17 protein-coding genes are annotated in these 20442 nt (G+C 70.7%); 13 read left to right on the top strand and 4 right to left on the bottom strand.

Annotated features, from left to right (window positions below; genetic code table 11):
- Positions 1 to 128: 128 nt before the first annotated feature.
- Positions 129 to 1955, bottom strand: coding sequence for an AMP-dependent synthetase/ligase (locus QE392_RS14605; RefSeq protein WP_307453007.1), 1827 nt, complete (start codon positions 1953 to 1955; stop codon positions 129 to 131).
- A gap of 158 nt (positions 1956 to 2113) precedes the next feature.
- Between QE392_RS14605 and QE392_RS14600 the strand changes: the two genes are divergently transcribed.
- Genes QE392_RS14600 through QE392_RS14590 form a run of 3 tightly spaced genes read left to right on the top strand, consistent with a single transcriptional unit; the run spans position 2114 to position 5112 of the window.
- On the top strand, positions 2114 to 3049 hold the full coding sequence (locus QE392_RS14600) for an ROK family glucokinase (protein WP_307453005.1): 936 nt from the start codon (positions 2114 to 2116) through the stop codon (positions 3047 to 3049).
- A 2-nt stretch (positions 3050 to 3051) separates the two neighbouring features.
- The gene (locus QE392_RS14595) at positions 3052 to 3765 is read left to right on the top strand and encodes a lysophospholipid acyltransferase family protein (protein WP_307453003.1); all 714 of its coding nucleotides are present in this window, start codon (positions 3052 to 3054) and stop codon (positions 3763 to 3765) included.
- Positions 3766 to 3774: 9 nt separating this feature from the next.
- A complete protein-coding gene (locus tag QE392_RS14590; RefSeq protein ID WP_307453001.1) occupies positions 3775 to 5112 on the top strand; it encodes a class II 3-deoxy-7-phosphoheptulonate synthase in 1338 nt (445 codons plus the stop codon).
- A 93-nt stretch (positions 5113 to 5205) separates the two neighbouring features.
- Here the strand turns inward: QE392_RS14590 and pknB are convergent, their stop codons facing one another.
- Together pknB and QE392_RS14580 are read right to left on the bottom strand one after the other, a co-directional pair.
- Positions 5206 to 7158 carry a Stk1 family PASTA domain-containing Ser/Thr kinase gene (gene pknB / locus QE392_RS14585; RefSeq protein ID WP_307452999.1) on the bottom strand — a complete coding sequence of 651 codons (1953 nt, stop codon included), beginning with the start codon at positions 7156 to 7158 and terminating at the stop codon, positions 5206 to 5208.
- Between the two features lie 60 nt (positions 7159 to 7218).
- Entirely contained in the window at positions 7219 to 8226 is a 1008-nt protein-coding gene (locus tag QE392_RS14580) for a LysM peptidoglycan-binding domain-containing protein (protein WP_307452997.1), read from the bottom strand.
- Positions 8227 to 8363: 137 nt separating this feature from the next.
- Here QE392_RS14580 and QE392_RS14575 point away from each other — a divergent pair, with 137 nt between their 5' ends.
- Positions 8364 to 8708, top strand: a complete 345-nt coding sequence (locus QE392_RS14575; protein WP_307452995.1) for an Rv2175c family DNA-binding protein — start codon at positions 8364 to 8366, stop codon at positions 8706 to 8708.
- Positions 8709 to 8923: 215 nt separating this feature from the next.
- Here the strand turns inward: QE392_RS14575 and QE392_RS14570 are convergent, their stop codons facing one another.
- Positions 8924 to 10003 carry a polyprenyl synthetase family protein gene (locus QE392_RS14570; protein WP_307452993.1) on the bottom strand — a complete coding sequence of 360 codons (1080 nt, stop codon included), beginning with the start codon at positions 10001 to 10003 and terminating at the stop codon, positions 8924 to 8926.
- Positions 10004 to 10067: 64 nt separating this feature from the next.
- Between QE392_RS14570 and QE392_RS14565 the strand changes: the two genes are divergently transcribed.
- The 9 genes from QE392_RS14565 (at position 10068) to ftsW (ending at position 20125) form a co-directional block, all read left to right on the top strand.
- A complete protein-coding gene (locus tag QE392_RS14565) occupies positions 10068 to 10448 on the top strand; it encodes a DUF3040 domain-containing protein (RefSeq protein WP_307452992.1) in 381 nt (126 codons plus the stop codon).
- A gap of 408 nt (positions 10449 to 10856) precedes the next feature.
- The gene (gene mraZ, locus QE392_RS14560; RefSeq protein WP_307452990.1) at positions 10857 to 11288 is read left to right on the top strand and encodes a division/cell wall cluster transcriptional repressor MraZ; all 432 of its coding nucleotides are present in this window, start codon (positions 10857 to 10859) and stop codon (positions 11286 to 11288) included.
- 99 nt (positions 11289 to 11387) lie between these two features.
- On the top strand, positions 11388 to 12341 hold the full coding sequence (gene rsmH / locus QE392_RS14555) for a 16S rRNA (cytosine(1402)-N(4))-methyltransferase RsmH (protein ID WP_307454158.1): 954 nt from the start codon (positions 11388 to 11390) through the stop codon (positions 12339 to 12341).
- Complete coding sequence (locus QE392_RS14550) at positions 12338 to 12964, top strand: hypothetical protein (RefSeq protein WP_307452987.1); 627 nt, start codon at positions 12338 to 12340, stop codon at positions 12962 to 12964. Before rsmH ends, QE392_RS14550 begins: the two co-directional genes overlap by 4 nt.
- 5 nt (positions 12965 to 12969) lie before the next feature.
- The gene (locus QE392_RS14545) at positions 12970 to 14763 is read left to right on the top strand and encodes a peptidoglycan D,D-transpeptidase FtsI family protein (protein ID WP_307452985.1); all 1794 of its coding nucleotides are present in this window, start codon (positions 12970 to 12972) and stop codon (positions 14761 to 14763) included.
- A gap of 64 nt (positions 14764 to 14827) precedes the next feature.
- Complete coding sequence (locus tag QE392_RS14540; RefSeq protein ID WP_307452983.1) at positions 14828 to 16240, top strand: UDP-N-acetylmuramoyl-tripeptide--D-alanyl-D-alanine ligase; 1413 nt, start codon at positions 14828 to 14830, stop codon at positions 16238 to 16240.
- The gene (gene mraY, locus QE392_RS14535; protein ID WP_307452981.1) at positions 16237 to 17343 is read left to right on the top strand and encodes a phospho-N-acetylmuramoyl-pentapeptide-transferase; all 1107 of its coding nucleotides are present in this window, start codon (positions 16237 to 16239) and stop codon (positions 17341 to 17343) included. Before QE392_RS14540 ends, mraY begins: the two co-directional genes overlap by 4 nt.
- Entirely contained in the window at positions 17325 to 18860 is a 1536-nt protein-coding gene (gene murD / locus QE392_RS14530) for a UDP-N-acetylmuramoyl-L-alanine--D-glutamate ligase (RefSeq protein ID WP_373426481.1), read from the top strand. The genes mraY and murD overlap by 19 nt, the downstream gene beginning before the upstream one ends.
- Before the next feature lie 11 nt (positions 18861 to 18871).
- On the top strand, positions 18872 to 20125 hold the full coding sequence (gene ftsW / locus QE392_RS14525) for a putative lipid II flippase FtsW (RefSeq protein WP_307452979.1): 1254 nt from the start codon (positions 18872 to 18874) through the stop codon (positions 20123 to 20125).
- The last annotated feature ends 317 nt before the right edge of the window (positions 20126 to 20442 follow it).

Here is a 20442-nt window from a genome sequence, read left to right as displayed (position 1 = left end):
CACGGGAACAGGCGGTGCCACGGATGCCGGTCGTCGCGCCGCGACGAGCCTGTTCTGCTCGCATCAACGGCTTCGACGTCACGAAACGGCCCGGCCCCCAGGGGGCCGGGCCGTTTTTCGTCCCGTGATCAGGGCAGCGAGACGTTCGAGGTGTTCACCGGCACGGCGTAGATGTCCTCGATGGCGTCGGCGAAGTCGGAGACGATGACGTTGCGCTTGATGCTCATCTTCGGCGTCAGGTGGCCGCTCGCCTCGGTCCACTCGGTGGGCAGGATCGTGAACTTGCGGATGGACTCCGCGCGCGACACCTGCGCGTTGGCGCGGTCGATCGCGCCCTGCACCTCGGCGCGCACCTTCTCATGGGATGCGGCGTCCGTCAGCGACATGTCCGCAGGCAAGCCGTTGTTGGCCAGCCACGTCGGCAGCATCTCCGGGTCGAGGGTCACCAAGGCCCCGATGAACGGCTTGTGGTCGCCCACGACGACGACCTGGCCGACGATGGGGTTGGCGCGGATCGGGTCCTCGAGGGCGGCGGGGGCGACGTTCTTGCCTCCCGCGGTGACGATGATCTCCTTCTTGCGACCCGTGATGGCCAGGAACCCGTCGGCGTCGAACGTCCCGATGTCGCCGGTCTTGAACCATTCGCCGTCGAAGGCTTCGGCGGTCGCCTCGGGGTTCTGCCAGTACTCGCGGAATACGTTGATCCCGCGCACCTGGATCTCGCCGTCGTCGGCGAGACGGACGCCGACGCCGGGCAGCACGGGACCGACCGTGCCGATCTTCGACGTCGTGGCGAGGTTGACCGTCGCCGGTGCGGTGGTCTCGGTGAGGCCGTAGCCCTCGAGGATGACGACGCCGAGGCTGCGGAAGAAGTGTCCGAGCCGGGGGCCGAGAGGGGCCGAGCCCGACACCGCGTACACGATGTGTCCGCCCATGGCATCCCGCAGTTTCGAGTAGACGAGCTTGTCGAAGAGCGCGAACTTCAGCTTCAGGGGGAGGGGGATCTTCTTGCCCTCCTGCAGGCGCTGGGAGTGCTCGATCGCGACCTCGGCGGCAGCGCGGAAGATCTTGCCCTTGCCCCCCGCCTCGGCCTTCTGCTCAGCGGAGTTGTACACCTTCTCGAACACGCGGGGCACGGCGAGCAGGAACGTCGGCTGGAAGGTGCCGAGCGCGGGGAGCAGCTGCTTCGTGTCGGGCTGGTGTCCCGTCTTCACGCCGGCGTGGATGTTCAGCAGCGAGATGAAGCGGGCGAAGACGTGCGCCGTGGTGATGAACAGCAGCGTGGAGGCACCGGGCGTCTCGACGACCTCGTGGAGCGCCTTGGCCGAGTTGCGCGCCAGTTCGACGAAGTTGCGGTGCTCGAGCACGCACCCCTTGGGGCGCCCGGTCGACCCGGACGTGTAGATCAGGGTGGCGATGTCCGCCCCCGTGGCGAGATGGCGGCGGCGCTCGATCTCCTCGTCGGTGATGTGGGTGCCGTTCGCCACGAGCCGGTCGAGGGCGCCCGCGTGCATCCCCCACACCTCCCGAACAAGGGGGACGTCGTCGCGGATCTCCTCGACGCGCTCGGCGTGCTCGGCGGACTCGAGGACCACCGCGATCGCGCCCGAGTCGGACAGGATCCACGAGATCTGCGACGGCGAGCTCGTCTCGTACACCGGCACCATGACCGCTCCGGCGTAGAACAGCGCGAAGTCGACGAGCGTCCAGTCGTAGGTGGTGCGGGCGATGAAGGCGACCTTCTCGCCCGGCTGCACCCCCGCGGCGACGAAGCCCTTCGCGAGGGCGATGACCTGACGCTCGAACTCGGCGGCGGTGATGTCGCGCCAGCCGCCGGCGTCGGGCACCGCGAAGATGGGGCGGTCGGGGGTCGCGCGGGCGCGGTCGGCCAGCAGATCGGACGCGTTGGCATCCGGGTCGGCGGGGACGAGAGCGGGGCGGTCGAACTGGATCACGGCAACTCCTTCGGTACCGGAAGACTTTCGATCAGGTTCCTCGAGTCTATCGGCGTCCGCGCGCGGCTCCCCCCGCGAGGGAGCGTTCCCGCGGCGCGTCGTGGAGGTGGCTAGACTTCTTCGGGCCGAGCCGCTCGGTCGGCCCGGGAGGGAGCGCGGTGCGCAACATCGGCATCGATATCGGGGGCACCAAGATCGCGGGAGGTGTCGTCGCCGAAGACGGCACCATCGTCGAGAAGCTCCGCGTCGACACCCCCATCGACCCCGCAGCCCTCGTGGATGCCGTGGTCGACATGGCCGACCACTTGCGCCGCGCGCACGACGTCCACGCGATCGGGGTGGCAGCGGCGGGTTTCATCAGCCTCGATCGCAGCACCGTCATCTACGCCCCCAACATCGACTGGCGCGACGAGCCGCTGCGCGCCCGCCTCGAGCAGCGTCTCGACGCCCGCGTCACCATCGAGAACGATGCGAACGCCGCCGGCTGGGGCGAGTTCCGCTTCGGCGCCGGTCGCGGCGTGCGCGACATGGTCATGCTCACCATGGGCACCGGCGTGGGAGGAGCGGTCGTCACCGACGGCGAGCTCTTCCGCGGGGGTCACGGCATCGGCGGCGAGCTCGGTCACATGCGCTTCGTGCGTGGCGGCCACCCGTGCGGGTGCGGGCAGAACGGATGCCTGGAGCAGTACGCCTCGGGGCGCGCGCTGCAGCGCGAGGCCAACGCCATCGCCGACGAGGGCGGGATCGGTGCGGCCCTCGCAGCGATCCGGGAGGAGAAGGGCGCCATTCCGGGACCCGCGGTCTCGCGCCTGGTGCTCGCGGGCGACCCCGGCGCGGTCGAGGCGCTCCGCCGCGTCGCCACCGCGCTCGGTGAGGCGTGCGGCGGGTTCCAGGCCGTGCTCGACCCGGAGCTGTTCGTCATCGGCGGCGGTGTCGCCCAGTTGGGTGCCGACCTGCTCGCGCCGGTGAAGCTCGCGTACGAGACGTCGCTGCCGGGGTACGGTGAACGTCCGGTCGCCGAGTTCGCCATCGCGCGCCTGGGCAACGACGCCGGGCTCATCGGCGTCGCGGACCTCGCCGGGAAGGATCGCTGACGGTGTTCTACTGGCTGATGAAGTACGTGGTCATCGGGCCGGTGATCAAGGCCGTGTTCCGCCCCTGGGTGGTCGGCCGCGGCAACATCCCGACGGAAGGCGCGGCGATCCTCGCCAGCAACCACCTGTCGTTCTCCGATTCGATCTTCCTCCCGCTCGTGATCGACCGCCGGATGGCGTTCCTCGCCAAGAGCGACTACTTCACCGGCAAGGGCCTCAAGGGCTGGGCCACGCGCGTGTTCTTCACCGCGACGGGACAGCTGCCGATCGACCGCTCCGGCGGCAAGGCGTCGGAGGCCTCGCTCAACACCGGCCTCGGCGTGCTGGGGCGCGGCGAACTCCTCGGCATCTATCCGGAGGGCACCCGGAGCCCCGATGGGACGCTCTACCGCGGGCGCACCGGCATCGCCCGCATGGCGCTCGAGGCGCGCGTGCCGGTGGTGCCCGTGGTCATGGTCGACACCGGTGCGGTGATGCCCATCGGTCGGCGCCTGCCGCGGGTCGGGCGCGTCGGCATCGTGGTCGGCGAACCCCTGGACTTCTCGCGCTTCGAGGGCATGGAGGGCGACCGCTACGTGCTGCGGTCGGTCACCGACGAGATCATGGTGGCGCTGCAGCGCCTGGGCGAACAGCGCTACGAAGACGTCTACGCCTCCACCGTGAAGGACCGCCTGGCGACCGCCCGCGCGGCGAAGGCGCCCGCGCCCCGCCACTAGACTTGCGGGGTGAATCAGCAGCTCCACGACCTCGACCACTGGCGAACCCTGCCCATCAAGCAGCAGCCGAAGTGGTATGACGAGGGCGCGGTGGCCGCGGCATCCGCAGAGCTCGCGACCCTCCCGCCGCTGGTCTTCGCCGGCGAGGTCGACCTCCTGCGCGATCGCCTCGCCCGCGCCGCCGCCGGTCAAGCGTTCCTCCTGCAGGGCGGTGACTGCGCCGAGACGTTCGCCGGCGCGACCGCCGAGCAGATCCGCAACCGCATCAAGACGGTCCTCCAGATGGCGGTCGTGCTCACGTATGGTGCGTCGATGCCGGTGGTCAAGATGGGGCGCATGGCGGGACAGTTCGCCAAGCCCCGCTCCAGCGACACCGAGACCCGCGGCGACGTGACCCTGCCGGCGTACCGCGGCGACATCGTCAACGGGTACGACTTCACCGAGGAGTCGCGCAAGGCCGACCCCGCTCGTCTGCTCAAGGGCTACCACACGGCCGCTTCGACGCTGAACCTCATCCGCGCCTTCACGCAGGGCGGGTTCGCCGACCTCCGCGAGGTGCACAGCTGGAACAAGGGCTTCGCCAGCACGCCCGCGAACCAGGCGTACGAGCGCCTCGCCACCGAGATCGACCGGGCGATCAAGTTCATGGCCGCCGCGGGGGCGGACTTCGACGAACTCAAGCGCGTGGAGTTCTACACCGGCCACGAGGGCCTGCTCATGGATTACGAGCGCCCCATGACCCGCATCGACTCGCGCACCGGTCTGCCCTACAACACGTCGTCGCATTTCCAGTGGATCGGTGAGCGCACGCGCGAGCTCGACGGCGCCCACGTCGACTACTTCTCGAAGATCCGCAACCCGATCGGCGTCAAGCTCGGTCCGACCACGACCACGGACACCGCGCTTGCTCTCATCGACAAGCTCGACCCCGAGCGCGAGCCCGGCCGCCTGACGTTCATCACGCGCATGGGCGCGGGCAAGATCCGCGACGCCCTGCCGCCGCTCCTCGAGGCCGTGCGCGACTCCGGTGCCACCCCGCTGTGGGTCACCGACCCCATGCACGGCAACGGCATCACCACGCCCACCGGATACAAGACCCGTCGCTTCGACGACGTGGTCGACGAGGTGCGCGGCTTCTTCGAGGCGCACCGCGCCGTCGGCACCCACCCCGGTGGCATCCACGTCGAACTCACGGGCGACGACGTGACGGAGTGCCTGGGCGGTTCGGAGCACATCGACGAGGCCACCCTCGCGACGCGCTACGAGAGCCTGTGCGACCCGCGCCTGAACCACCGTCAGAGCCTGGAGCTGGCGTTCCTCGTGGCCGAGGAGCTCGAGAACCGCTGACGCGTTCGCCCCATCCGATGCCCCCGACCCGTGCGGTCGGGGGCATCGTTCGTCGGGGTGGGTCTCGGGTGTCGCGCGCGGAAGGGGACCTGACTACAGCGTCGGCGTCAGCGTGATCGTCGATCCCTGGGGTGCCGTCGTTCCGGCCTTGGGGTTGGTGGCACGCACCTTGTAGATGTCCCAGTACTTGAAGCCGAGGGGCAGGGTGCCGTCGTCGATGCCGGCGTTGACGTCGAAGCCGAGTCCCTCGAGCGTCGTCACCGCCTCACGGATCGTCATGCCGACGACGTTGCCGGGGATCTCCACCGGCTCCGGTCCGAGCGACACGATCAACGGCACCGTGTCGCCGGGGCGCCAGTTGCCGTCCTCGTCGCGGTCGCCGATCCCGATGACGACGCCGGATGCCACGCTGTTGCTGTAGCGCTCCACGACCGACGTCTCCACGCCGGCGTCCGCGAGCGTGCGTTCGGCGCGTGACCGGGACTCTCCGGACACGTCGGGGAGCGGACCGAGAGACACGACGAGCGATGCGGCGTCACCCTCGTACACGGTGCAGCCCTCGGTGCATCCGATGGCATCGCCGCCCGACCTCGGGATGACGGATGCCGAGAGCACCGTGCCGTCGGGCGCGTCCGAGAACTCCCGGGCGGGGTCGGGCTGCACACCGACGTAGGCGGCTTCGAAGATGCCGTTCACCTCATCGGCGCTCTTTCCGTCGAGCGCGGGGATCGCGTGGGTGGCCGGGCCGACGGAGACGAAGACCGTCACGACCGTCTCTTTGTCGAGGCGCACGCCGGGTTGCGGGTCGGAGCCCACCGTCGTCCCGGACGGCACGACGCGGTCGTTCACCTCCTGCGCCTGGGCCTGCAGCTGGTTGTCGGCCAGGAGCAGTTCGGCGTCGGCGAAGGTGCGTCCGGAGACGTCCGGCACCGCCACGAGCGAGCCGGGGCCCGATCCGAAGTACCACCCGGTGGCGCCCGCCCCCGCGGCCAGCAGGAGCACGAGCACCAGCGTCCACACCCCGCGCACCGTGCGCCGGCGTGTTCGTGTGCGCAGTCGCGCGGTGTTGTCGGGCTCCTCGGCCGTGGCGACGGGGATCGACGCGGTCTGGGGGAGGACCTTCGTCAGCTCGCGCGACTCGGCCGCACTGCCGGTGCCGGTGGTGCCGACGGCGACGGCGCGTGCGACCTGCGGGGCCAGCCCCAGGTCTTTCTCCACGGCGCGGAGGCGCTCCAGCATGGTGCCCGCATCGAGCGGGCGGTCGTCGGGCTGTCGCTCGGTCGCCCACAGCACGAGCTCGTCGAGCTGTTCGGGCACGGACGGGTTCTTCGCGCTCGGCCGCGGAACGGAGTCGGTGGCGTGCTGGTAGGCGATCTGCATCGGCTGCTCGCCCTTGTAGGGCTGCTCGCCGGTGAGCATCTCGTACAGCATGATGCCGAGCGAGTAGATGTCGCTGCGCGCGTCCGCGGTGCCGCGGGTGACGAGCTCCGGCGCGAGGTAGGCGATCGTGCCCATCAGCTGCGCGCCGCTCGCCGTGTTCGCGGTCGTCGCGCGGGCGAGGCCGAAGTCGCCGATCTTGATGCGCCCGTCCTCGGCGAGGAGCACGTTCTCGGGCTTGACGTCGCGGTGGACGATGCCCGCGCGGTGGGCGGCGGCGAGCCCCGACAGGATGGCATCCATGATCGTCAGGGTCTGATCGATGGTGAGGCGCCGGTGCTCGCGGAGCAGCTCGCGCAGGGTGATGCCGGGCAGGTACTCCATGACGAGATAGGCCATCTCGCCGTCCTGGCCCTGGTCGAACACGTTCACCACGTGCGGATCGCTCAGGCGGGCCGCGGAACGGGCCTCTTGGATGAACCGGCTCTGGAACACGGTGTCATCGCTGAGGTGGCCGTGCATGACCTTCAGCGCCACGCGTCGTTCGAGCCGCAGGTCGGTGGCGACGTACACGGTCGCCATGCCGCCACGCGCGATGCGCGCGCGCACCCGGTACCGGCCGTCGACGAGACGGCCGATCAGCGGGTCGGCCTGCTGACTCGTGCTCACGTAGTGAGTCTACGGAGCAGCCCCTGTGAGCCCGGGGAACGGCTCACCGCCATCGCGGCCTCAGCCCAGGACCTCGAGCCACGTGGTGGCGGGCTGTTCCCACTGCGCGTAGCGGTCGGGGTAGGCGGAGATCTGCACGGCCTGCGCGGCGTCGGCGTAGGGCATCTGCTCCCATCCCGGGATGTCGAGCAGGCCGCGGGTCTGCCAGCCGTTGGGGTCGGACGGCCCGCCGTAGAACACGCGGGTGGACCGCTCGCGGTCCAGGATCTGCTCGGGTGTGCCCCAGCCCATGCTGGGTCGCTGCTGGAACAACCCGAGCGAGTCGCGGTCGCCCCAGTCGATGTTGCGCAGCCACGACTCCTGCATCGCGGTGCCCAGTGCGATCCGGATGCCGTGGTCGGAGACGCCGAGCTCGCGCCCGATGCGGATGATCAGCCGGGCGTTGTCGGATTGCTCGACGTCCAGGCCCGGCGCGGTGAGGGGGGCGGCCTCGGAGGCCGCCGCAGCGGGCGCCGCGGCCGACGAGCCCGAGGGGATCTGCAGGACGTCGCCGGGGTAGATGATCGAGCCGCGCGTGAGGCCGTTCGCGCTCAGCACCGCATCGAGCGAGACGCCGTGCGCGCTCGCGATGGCCGAGACCGTGTCTCCGGGCTGCACCTCGTGCGTGACGGGGGCGGGTGCCGGTGCGGGGGCGGCCGGCGCGGGGGCGGTCGGGGCGGTCGCGGCGGGAGTGCCGCCGAGCAGGAGCACCTGACCGGGCTGGATGACGCTGTCGGCGGTGAGACCGTTCGCGGCTTGGACCGCGGCGACGTCGAGACCGTTCGCGCGGGCGATCGCCCACACCGTGTCGCCCGGCTGCACGGTGTACGTGCTCATCCCGGTCGTCGCGGCCAAGGCGGGGAGCGCCTTCACGGGTGTCGTCGGCAGCGCGCTGAGCGGTGGGGCGGGCGGCGCCGCGTGCGCCGCGCCCTCGCCGGCGAGGCTGAGGGCGATGGTGCCGGCCACGGCGGCCGGCCAGGCGGCGGCGACGCGTCGGGTCGCGGGGGGAGGGAAGGGGAGTCGTCGCATGGTGGGGGGCTTCCGTTCGTCAGACTGCCCGCCACGCTCGCATGCCTTGGGGGAGAAGTCAACGAATGAGGTGCATGTGACTGTTGTGACGAATGTGAAAAGCACCGACCTCGATGCCGCGATGAGATAGTTGCAAGGTGAGCGAGACCACCCGTTACGAGACCGACTGGCTGACCATCCCCGACCTCGTCGAACTTCTCGACGAGCCGCTCGGGCGCGTGCGCCGACTGATCGATGAGCACTACCTCGTCGGATCGCGGCGCGAAGGCGTGTTCAAAGTGCCCGCGGTCTTCGTCATGGACGGGCGCCCGCTGTCGTCGTTGCGCGGCACGATCATCGTCCTCCACGACGCCGGCTTCGACCCCGACGAGACCATCGACTGGCTGCTCACACCGGAGGACACGATCGGGGTCGCGCCCATCGAGGCACTGCGCGCCGGGCGCAAGAGCGAGGTGCGTCGAGTCGCCGCGACCCTCGCCTGACGACCCGGTCGGGGCGCGCGCCCGCGCGTCGCCGACGATCCGGCCGCAGCCGGGGGGTTCCGGACGCGCGGTGCGGTTCAGGCGGCGCGCTCGGTCGCCGCGCGGGCCAGCGCCCGCAGCCGGGGGTTCCGGACGCGCGGTGCGGTTCAGGCGGCGCGCTCGGTCGCCGCGCGGGCCAGCGCCCGCAGCCGGGGGTTCTGGACGTGCGGTGCGGTTCAGGCGGCGCGCTCGGTCGCCGCGCGGGCCAGCGCCCGCAGCTCGGCGACGGCGGCGCTCTCCAGCGGTGCGTCGGCCAGCGCGAGGTCGGCGCGGCGCGCGTAGTCCGCGATCAGCCGCTCGGTGCGCGCGAGTGCCCCGGTCTCGACGATCGTCTGCTGCAGGATGCCGATCTGCTCGGCATCCAGGTCCGGATCGCCGAGCCGCCGGTCGATGAGGTGTCGCTCCTCCGGCGACACCGCCTCGCGGGCGTAGGCGACGAGCACGGTGCGCTTGCCCTCGCGGAGGTCATCGCCCACGGGCTTGCCCGTCACGGCGCTGTCGCCGAAGACGCCGAGCACGTCGTCACGGAGTTGGAAGGCCATGCCGACGTCGTGGCCGAAGCGGCCGAGGGCGTCGAGCTGGGCGTCGTCGGCGCCCGCCAGCGAGGCGCCGATCTGCAAGGGCTGCTGGATGCTGTACCGCGCCGACTTGTACGAGGCCACGCGCAGGGCGCGCTCGGCGTGCGTCTCGTCGGGGTAGGCGGTGTGGGCGGACTCCTCGGCCACGTCGAGGAACTGCCCGATGGTGACGTCCCGGCGCATCTGCGCGTACGCCCGCCGGGTCGCGTCGGCGGTCGAGGAGGCGCGCAGGCCCTCCTCGAAGAGGTCGTCGCTCCAGGCGACGAGCAGATCGCCCAGAAGAATGGCCCCCGATCGGCCGAAGACGTCGGAATCGCCGGTCCAGCCGGCGTCCCGGTGCGCGCTCTGCAGCGCTCGATGCGCCGCGGGCTGGCCGCGACGGGTGTCGGAGTTGTCGACCAGGTCATCGTGCACCAGCGCGGCCGCGTGGAAGATCTCCAGCGACGTGGACACCGCGAGGGCGGCGTCGTCGAACCCCGTCGGCGACGGGTGGACCGCGCGCCATCCGGTGAGGCAGAAACGCGCCCGCAGGCGCTTGCCTCCGCGCAGGGCGGCGACGCCCGCGCGGGTGAGCATTTCGGCCTCAGGGCCGAGTGCGGCGGCGTACAATAGCTGTTCGGAGAGGAACGTGTCGAGTCGCTGGGAAACAGCTTCGATCGGTTCCGGCGAGGTCGGCACGGGCCTAGCCTAGTGATCCTCGTCCCACGTAGAATTTTCCACACCGAACAACAGAGGGGGATGCATGCCACTCTCCGAACAGGAGCAGCGTCTGCTGGATGAGATGGAGCGCCATCTCATGAGCAACGACACCGATGTCGTCTCTGCTCCCAGTCGCGCCCTCAGCTACCGCAACATCGTCCTCGGCTCGATCCTGGTGCTCGCCGGTCTCGGTGCCCTGGTCGTGGGCGTGTCGATCGGTTTCAACACGGGCTTCCTCGGCATCGCGATCGGCGTGTTGGGCTTCGTCCTGATGGTGGGCGGCGTGATCTTCGCCGTCACGCCGATGCGAGGTGCGGTTGCTGCAGCCCCCACCGGCTCGAAGCCCCGCGCGACCCGCGCCTCCGGCTCGTCGTTCATGGACCGCATGAACGAGCGCTGGGACCGCCGCCGCGAGAACCCGTAGGCTCTCCCCCCGCTTCACCCAGCACCGGCTCCTCGGAGCCGGTGCTTTTTCGTGTGCCCGGGAGGCGGCGGACGTCGCCTGATCGCGTCGCCCGGTGCGTTCGGACGCGCCGCGCGCCGTTCGCCGGGGAGCGGCTGTCCCCGCTCGGGCGCCGGCGGTCGGCGAGCGCCTCGTCGAACCCCGGGAGGGGGTGAGCGCCCGTCCGCCGCTCCCTTTTCCTCCACCCGCGACGCCGGTGTCGCGTCTGACCCCGGAAATACGCGGGAGTTGTGGCATCCGCACACGCCGCGAGCACCCCCGCGGCGACGGTCGACGAGCGGCGGATCCCTGATTTCGATAGCAAAGTGGAGGCCAGTGGAGTAAAGTGGGGAAAACTTCGCAGGCCGGACGAAGGGGGGTGGGTGCCCGATGCTGCTCGGCACGCACACTCCCAAGCTCGACGAGAAAGGTCGGGTGATCCTGCCGGCGAAGTTCCGCGACGATCTCGGCGCCGGAGTGGTGATCACGCGCGGGCAGGATCGCTGCCTCTACGTGTTCAGCACCGAGGAGTTCGAACGCGTGCACGAGCGCATCCGCGAGGCTCCGCTCAGCAACAAGCAGGCCCGCGACTTCCTGCGCATGTTCCTCTCGGGGGCCAGCGCCGAGAAGCCCGACAGTCAGAACCGCATCACCGTCCCCCCGGCGCTGCGCACCTATGCCGGTCTCGGGCGCGAGCTCGTGGTCACCGGCGTGGGCGCCCACGCCGAGATCTGGGACGCCGAGGCTTGGAACGCCTACGCCGAGAGCAATGAAGAGACGTACGCCGAGATGGAGCAGGAGGTGATTCCGGGACTGTTCTGACCCGCAGGCTGTGATGCCCAGCCGCACGCCCTGACACACTTCCCCGGTGCCAGGTCGATGCGGGTGGGGATCAGAGCCGGTGGACCGGCCCCCGTCACCATGGACATCCGCGACATCCACACCCCCGTCCTGCTCGAGCGTTGCGCCGCGCTCCTCGGGCCCGCGCTCGACAAGCCCGGTGCCGTGTTCGTCGACGGCACGCTCGGGATGGGCGGGCACTCCGAGGCCTTTCTCGAGCGCTTTCCCCACACGCGGCTGATCGGACTCGATCGCGACACCGACGCCCTCCGCATCGCGGCGGAGCGGCTCCGGCGCTTCGGCGACCGGGTGACGCTCGTGCACACCGTCTACGACGGGATCGCCGAGGCCGTGGCGTCAGCGGGCGTGTCGAAGGTCGACGGCATCCTCTTCGATCTCGGTGTCTCCTCGTTGCAGCTCGACGAGGCCTCCCGTGGCTTCGCCTATGCGCAGGACGCGCCGCTGGACATGCGCATGGACCAGACGCAGGGCGTCACCGCCGCCCAGGTGCTCGCCACGTACGGTGAGGGCGATCTGCGCCGCATCTTCGAGCGCTACGGCGAGGAGAAGCTCGCCGGACGCTACGCCCGCGCCATCATCGCCGCCCGCGCGAAGGAGCCGCTCGAACGCTCGGCCCAGCTCGTCGCCGTGCTGCAGGGGGCAACGCCCGCGGCGGTGCTGCGCGAGCGTCACCCCGCCAAACGCGTCTTCCAGGCCCTGCGGATCGAGGTGAACGCCGAACTCTCCGTTCTCGAGCGCACGATCCCCGCCGCCCTGAGCGTGCTCGGCGTCGGCGGCCGCATCGTGGTGCTGTCGTATCAGTCGCTGGAGGACCGCCTGGTCAAGCGCGTGTTCGCCGAGGCGTCGGCATCGACCGCTCCCCGGGGGCTCCCGGTGGAACTCCCCGAGCACGCACCGAAGTTCCGCCTGCTCGTGCGCGGTGCCGAACTCGCGAGCGACGACGAACGCGCGGTCAACCCCCGTGCCACCCCCGTGCGCCTGCGCGCGGCCGAGAGGATCCAGGAGGACGTATGAGTGCATCCCCGGCCATCGACCCCCGGGTCGACGACGTCTTCTTCCCCGATTTCCCCGCGCCCGTCCGCGAGCGGCGGCTCACGGTCGTGCCCGCGCCGGTCCGCCGCCGTGCGCCACGACGGCTCTTCGGGATCATCGCCGTCGCGGGGGCGCTCGTGATCGTGCTCGTGCAGATGGGGCTCGGCATCCTCACCACCCAGAGTTCTTTCGAGATCGCCTCGCTCACCCAGCAGCAGCGCGACCTGACCTACCAGAAGCAGATGCTCTTCGACGAGACCGCGGGCCTGAGCTCGCCGCAGTACCTCGCCGCCAACGCCGCCGCCCTCGGGATGGTGATCGATGAATCGCCGACCTACCTGCGCCTGAGCGACGGCGCCGTGGTCGGGTCCGACAAGCCCGCCGACACCACGTCGTCGGTGGACGCCAAGGGGCGCGGCTCGGTGGGCAACGCGCTCATCGCCGGCGTCCCCCTCGTGACCGACCCGTCCGCCGCGACCACTGAGAGCGGGGGGACCGCCCCGGAGGCGGCGGCCACCGCGCCCGCCGACGGCACGGCTCCGGCGACCGGATCCGCGACACCCCCGCCGATCAGCGACGGTCTGCCCACACCCGCGACACGATGAGAGCCATGACGACTGCCACCTCCCGGTCCCCGCGGCGTCGCACCGTCGTCGCCCTCGCGGTCGTGCTGATCGTGTTGATCGCCTTCGTCGTGCGGTTGATCGACATCCAGGTCGTCAACGCGCGCGACCACGTCGACGAGTCGCTGGCGATGGGGCTGGAGGCCTCGCGCACGCTGTACGGCACGCGCGGACCGATCGTCGACGCGAACGGCACGCCGCTGGCCACCAGCATCAACCGCTACGACGTGCAGATCGATCCGTCCCTCGCCGTCGACGGCATCACCACCTACGACGACGATGACGAGAAGGTCACCACCGCGTGGCCCGTCCTCGCGGGCCGCATCGCGTCCGTTCTGGGGATCGAGCAGAGCGAGGTGCAGAAGATCGTCACGGATGCCGTGGCCGACGACCCCTCCTCGCAGTACGCCGTCATCGCCAAGGGCGTCTCGACCGAGAAGTACCGGGCGCTCGCCGACCTCGGACTGCCGTTCCTCAGCTTCCCGCCGCAGGCGGGTCGGGTCTATCCCGACGGTGCGGTGGGCGGGAACCTCCTCGGTTTCGTCGGCGGCGACGGGCAGGCGCTCGCGGGCCTGGAAGCGGCGGACGACTCGTGCCTGGCATCCACCAACGGCGAGATGGTCTTCCAGCGGAGCCCGTCCGGCGTGGTTCTGCCGGGCACCGAGACCGAGACCCGGCCCGCGGTCGACGGCGGCACCCTCAAACTCACCATCGACCGCGACCTGCAGTGGTACCTCGGCCAGCTCATCGCCGAGCAGGTGCAGAACACCGGGTCGTTGCGCGGCACCATCACGGTCGTCGAGGCCAAGACGGGGAAGATCCGGGCCCTGGCGGAGTACCCCACCGTCGACCCCAACGACCCCACGGCCACGCCCGAGTCCGATCGCGGCAGCGCCGCCTTCGGCGACCCGCACGAGCCGGGCTCGACGATGAAGGCGATCACCGCGGCCATCGGACTCGACAGCGGGGCCTTCACCTCCGGGACCACCGTGACGGCGTCGTCGCGTGAGAACTTCCCCGATGGCGCCCGCGTGTCCGATTCCTTCTCGCACCCCGAGAACCGCTACACCCTCACGGGCGTGCTCATCGACTCCTCCAATGTCGGCATCTCGAAGTTCGGCGAGATGATCCCGCTCGACACCCGCATCTCGTACCTGAAGAAGTTCGGGCTCACCGAGCAGACGGCGGTCGCCTTCCCGGGAGAGTCGTCCGGCATCCTGCGCGATCCGGCCGACTGGGACAAGCAGACCTTCTACAACACCACCTTCGGCCAGGGCCTCGCCGTGACGGTGCCCCAGCTCGCGGGGGCCTATCAGACCATCGCGAACGGGGGCGTGCGGATGCCGCTGTCGCTCGTCGAGAGTTGCACCGCCGCCGACGGCACGGTCACCGACGTGCCCGACGCACAGGGGGAGCGCGTCGTGTCGGAGGATGCCGCCCGCACGGTCTCACAGATGCTCGAGAACGTCGCGACCCAGGGGACGCTCGCCGACCAGGTCGCCATTCCGGGGTATCGCGTCGCGCTCAAGACCGGTACCGGTGAGAAGACCGACCCCGTCACCGGCGCCTACAAGTCGGACGCGTACTTCACCACCATGGTCGGTTTCGCCCCCGCCGACGACCCGCAGTACGTGGTGGAGGTCAACCTCGACGAACCGCGGACGGTAAAATCGTCCGCGGCCACCGCGCCCGCGTTCCAGAAGGCCCTCACGCAAGTCCTCAAGACCTACCGGGTCATCCCCTCCGGAACCTCGACCCCCGAACTGCCCAAGTTCGGCTGAGACACCCGTCTACCGGTCTCGTCTCGGTAACGAATGCGACATCGGAAAGGGCGTCCGCACAGCAATGATCTCCACGAGTCTCTCCCACCTCGCCGACGTGCTCGGCGGTCGCCTCGTCGTGCACGGCGGCGACACCCCCGACACCCTCGTCTCGGGACTGGTCGACACCGACTCGCGCCTGATCGAGCCCGGCGGGATCTTCGTCGCCAAGCCGGGGGAGACCACCGACGGTCACCTCTTCGTGGGCACCGCCATCCAGCAGGGCGCCGCTCTGGCGATCGTCGAGCGCGAACTCGACGAGCGGGTGAGCCAGATCGTCGTCCCGGACTCCGTCGCCGCCCTCAGTGCCCTGGCGCGCGACGTCGTGGCGCGCGTGCGCGCCGAGGGACGCCTGAAGATCGTCGGCATCACCGGCTCCAACGGCAAGACGACCACCAAGAACCTCCTCGCCCGCATCCTCGAGGACGATGGAGTGACCGTCGCCCCTCGCGCGTCGTTCAACAACGAGGTCGGCGCTCCGCTGACCATGCTCCGGATCACGGATGCCACGCGCTACCTCGTCAGCGAGTTCGGCGCGAGCGCCCCCGGCGCGATCGCGCATCTCGCGGGCCTCGTCACGCCCGACATCGGCGTGGTGCTGATGGTGGGTATGGCCCACGCGGGCGGGTTCGGCGGTATCGAGTCCACCTTCCACGCCAAGAGCGAGCTCGTGCGCGCCACGCGCGAGGGGGGCCTGGCCGTGCTCAACGCCGACGATCCCCGCGTCGCCGCCATGGAGCCCCTCGCGCGCGAGCGCGGGCAGGGCGTGCGGTGGTTCGGCCGCGGCGAGCGGGCCGAGGTCCGCGCCGTCGACGTCGAGGTCTCGGCATCCGGAACACGAGCCGACCTGCTCGTCGACGGTCAGGAGTACACCCTGACCCTTCGGGTGCTGGGCGAGCACCACGTCATGAACGCCCTCGCCGCGATCGCCGCTGCCACGGCCCTCGGTGTGCCCGCGGCCGACGCCATCGCGCGGCTGGAGACGGTCGAGATCGCCGAACGCTGGCGGATGCAGCCGCTGGGGTCCGAGCGCGTGCGCATCATCAACGACGCCTACAACGCCAGCCCCGACTCCATGGCCGCCGCGCTGCGCACCCTGGCGCAGATCACGGGACCGCACGAGCGCACCGTCGCCGTCCTCGGTGCGATGAGCGAGCTGGGGGAGTACGCCGACGAGGAGCACGACCGGGTGGGCCTGCTGGCCGTCCGCCTTCGCATCCAGCGCATCGTCGTTATCGGCCCCGAAGCGCGCCGCATGTACCTCGAGGCGATCGCCCAGGGCTCGTGGGACGGCGAGGCGGTCTTCTTCCCCGACGCCGATGCCGCCTACGACTACCTCGCGACCGAACTGCGCGACGGTGACCGGGTGCTGGTGAAGTCGTCGAACTCGGCGGGGCTGCGGCACCTCGGCGACCGTCTGGGAGAGTTGTTCGCGTGAGATCACTTCTGACCGCGGCGGCGATCTCGCTTGCCTTCACCCTGTTCCTCACCCCGGTGTTCCTCCGGTGGTTCCGCCGCTGGGGCTGGGGCCAGGTCATCCGCACGCCCGAGAACGTGCACAACCCGTCGCACGGCGCCAAGCGCGGAACCCCCACCATGGGCGGCACGATCTTCATCCTCGGCACGATCGTCGGGTACTTCATCGGCTCCTACGCCGGCAACAACCCCCCGACCATCTCGGGCCTGCTGGTGCTGTGGCTCATGCTCGGCTTCGGCGTCGTCGGCTTCATCGACGACTACATGAAGGTGCGCCACCAGAACAGCCTCGGCCTCTCCGGCTGGCGGAAGATCGCCGGTCAGGTGATCGTCGCCGTCCCGTTCGCGGTCGTCGCCCTGAACTTCCCGAACAGCGTCGGGCAGACACCGGCGTCGGAGTACATCTCCGTCTTCCGCGACATCCAGGTGCTGTCGCTCTTCGCGCTCGGGCCGGTGCTCGGCTGGCTGCTGTACCTCGCCTGGATCTCGTTCATCGGCACCGCGGCATCCAACTCCGTCAACGTCGCCGACGGTCTGGACGGTCTGGCGGCGGGATCGGGCATCTTCGTCGTCGGGGCGTACAGCCTCATGGCGTTCTGGCAGAACAAGCAGATGTGCGCCGACGCCCTCGACCCCACCGTGCAGGCGGGGTGCTACGCGGTCCGCGACCCGTTCGACCTGGCGATCGTGTCGGCGTCGTTCGTCGGTGCGCTCGTCGGGTTCCTGTGGTGGAACGCGCCCAAGGCGAAGGTCTTCATGGGCGACTGCGGGTCGATGGCCATCGGCGGCGTCATCGCCGCGATGGCGATCCTCACCCGCACCGAGCTGCTGCTCGTGCTCATCGCCGGCGTGTACGTGATCGCGTCGGGGTCGGTGATCCTGCAGCGGGCCTACTTCAAGGCCACGAAGGGCAAGCGGCTGTTCCTCATGAGCCCGCTGCACCACCACCTCGAGATGCGGGGCTGGCCCGAGGTCACCATCGTCGTGCGCATGTGGATCATCGCGGGCCTCCTCGCCGTCTCGGGCATCGGATTCTTCTACGTCGAATGGCTCTCACGCGTATGACCGACCTCACCACCCTCACCAGCTGGCACGCGGACTGGAAGGGCCTGCGCGTCGCCGTGCTGGGCCTGTCGGTCACCGGGTTCTCCGCGGCCGACACGCTCGCAGAGCTCGGCGCCGAGGTGCTCGTGGTGACGGAGCGGGCGGATGCCGAGTACGCGCGCCTTCTCCCGGTGCTCGGCGTCGAGCTGTACGAGGGGCCGCTGGACACCGTGCCCGCCGCCCTCGCCGACTTCGCGCCCGAGGTGGTCGTCGCCTCGCCCGGGTTCGCGCCGCACCACCCCGTCATCCGGTGGACGCAAGAGCAGGGCATCGCCCTGTGGGGAGACGTGGAGCTCGCGTGGCGCGTGCGCGACAAGGTCGTGCGTCCCGACGGCCGCCCGGCCGACTGGGTGCTCATCACGGGGACCAACGGCAAGACCACCACGACGCGGCTGACGGCCGAGATGCTCGTCACCGCCGGCCTGCGCGCCGTGCCCGTGGGCAACATCGGCACCCCCGTCCTCGACGCCGTGCGCGACCCGAGCGGGTTCGACGCACTCGTCGTGGAGCTCTCGAGCCACCAGCTGTGGTACCTCAACCTGCAGACCGGCGACGACGCGCTGTCGCCGCACGCGGCGGTGTGCCTGAACCTCGCCGACGACCACCTCGAGTGGCACGGCGGCGCCGACGCCTACCGCGACGCGAAGGCCGGCGTCTACGCCCGCACCCGCGTGGCGTGCGTCTACAACAAGGCCGACCTCGTCACCCGGGGCATGGTGGAGGATGCCGAGGTCATCGAGGGCGCGCGCGCCATCGGCTTCGACCTGGGCGTGCCGGGGCCGAGCGATCTCGGCGTCGTCGATGGGATCCTCGTCGATCGCGCCTTCCTCGAGGAGCGGGCGACCTCCGCCCTGGAGCTCACCACGGTCGCCGACCTCACCGCACGCGGGCTCGCCGCCCCTCACGTGGTGGCGAACATCCTCGCGGCCAGCGCCCTCGCCCGCTCCCTCGGCGCGGCGCCCGAGCACATCCACGACGCTCTCGAGCGCTTCCGCCTCGACCCGCACCGCATCCAGGTCGTCGGGGCCCACGCGGGTGTCACGTGGGTCGACGACTCCAAGGCCACCAACCCGCACGCGGCATCGTCGTCGCTCGCGGCGTACCCGGGCGCCGTCTGGGTGGTCGGCGGGTTGCTGAAGGGCGTCGACCTCAGCGACCTCGTCCGCGCCCGCGGCGGCGCGGTACGCGCCGCCATCGTCATCGGCACCGAGCGCGGCGACATCGTCGCGGCGTTCGCGCGACACGCCCCGGCGGTTCCGCTGTTCGAGGTCGACCACGCCGAGACTGAAGACGTCATGGCCCAGGTCGTCGAACTGGCGGCGGGTGTGGCCCGGGACGGAGACACCGTTCTCCTGGCTCCCGCGGCGGCATCCTTCGATCAGTTCTCCTCCTACGCCGACCGCGGCGAACGCTTCGCCGACGCGGTGCGGGCGTGGATCGCGGGGCAGGGCGACGGAGCATCTCGACCGCAGGACTGAGGGGGACACGCGTGACCACGACGGCGCCCCCTCCGCGGCAGACCCCCGACGACCAGCCCGAGCGCGGCGGGCTCATCGCCCGCGTGTCGTTGGGGCGGGCGTTCCGGCCGGTGTCGGGGGAGTTCCTGCTCATCGCCTCCGCGGCTCTGCTGCTCACCGGGTTCGGTCTCGTGATGGTGCTGTCGGCGACCTCGGCCCTCGACGGCGGCCAGAGCCCGTTCGACCACGTGATGAAGCAGGGCGTGTTCGCCGTCCTCGGCATCCCGCTCATGTTCGTGCTCAGCCGTGCGCGCATGGAGTTCTGGCGGAAGATCGCCTGGCCCGCCCTGATCTTCGCGACGGCGTTCCAGCTGCTGGTGTACGTGCCCGGTCTCGGTATCGCGGCCAACGGCAACCGCAACTGGGTGGCGATCGGCGGCTTCCAGTTCCAGCCCGCGGAGTTCCTCAAGCTCACGCTGGCGCTGTGGATGGGGGCCGTGCTCTGGCGCAAGCGCCGTCTGCTGACGTCGTGGGCGCACGTGTTCATCCCGGTCGTGCCGGTCTCCGTGCTCGTGATCGGCACGGTGCTCGGTGGGAAGGACCTCGGCACGGTGATGATCCTCGTGCTGGTGGTGCTGGGTGCGCTCTTCTTCGCCGGCATCAAGCTGCGCATGTTCATCCTGCCGGCGCTGCTGTCCGTCGTGGTGGTGCTGCTGTCCGCGGTCGGCAGCGAGAACCGCATGGAGCGGATCGGCAGCCTCTTCGCGCCCGATGACGCGTCGTGCTACTACACCACCTGTTATCAGTCGCTGCACGGTGTGTGGGGCCTCGCGAGCGGCGGGCTCCTCGGACTGGGCTTGGGCAACTCGAAAGAGAAGTACGACTGGCTCCCGGCCGCCGCCAACGACTACATCTTCGCCATCATCGGCGAGGAGCTGGGCCTCGTCGGCTGCGTCGTGGTGCTGCTGCTCTTCGCCCTGTTCGCGGTGGGCGCCTTCCGCATCATCCGGCGGACCGACGACCCGTTCGTCCGGATCATCGCGGGCGCGATCACGCTGTGGATCGTCGGCCAGGCGCTGGTGAACATCGGCGTGGTGCTGCGCGTCCTCCCCGTGCTGGGCGTCCCGCTGCCGTTCATGTCGCAGGGCGGCACGTCGCTGCTGTCGGTGCTCATCGCGTGCGGCGTGCTGCTGTCGTGCGCGCGCACGCTGCCCGATCGTCGCGCGGTCGCGGAGGCTTCTCGGGCGGCGCGGACACCCGCCCGCCGTTCCGCCCGTCGCGGCTGACGGTTTCGGCTTCGGTGCGTCGGCCTGTGGTGGTGCCGGTCGCGGCTGACGGTCTCGGCCCTGGTCGGTTCGCGTGTGGTTGCGCTCGTCGCGGCTGACTTCCCGGCTCCGGCCGATCGCCGCCGGGGTGAGTCCACGGCTCGTCGCGTGCACCCGGCGCGAGTCCGCGGCTCGTCGCGTGCGCCCGGCGCGAGTCCGTGGCTCGTCGCGCGCGCAGCGCAGGGGATTCGTGGGCGATGGTCGGCTGTTCCGCTCGGTCTGTGGCGCACGGGCGGGTCTTTCCCGCGTCGTGTCGCGGGGCGCGACGAGCGGGCCCA

This window comes from Microbacterium proteolyticum, from assembly GCF_030818075.1.
Classification (GTDB): Bacteria; Actinomycetota; Actinomycetes; order Actinomycetales; family Microbacteriaceae; genus Microbacterium; species Microbacterium proteolyticum_A.
The sequence above is the reverse complement of the archived record's forward strand: the minus strand, read 5'-3'. Positions and strand labels throughout refer to the sequence as shown.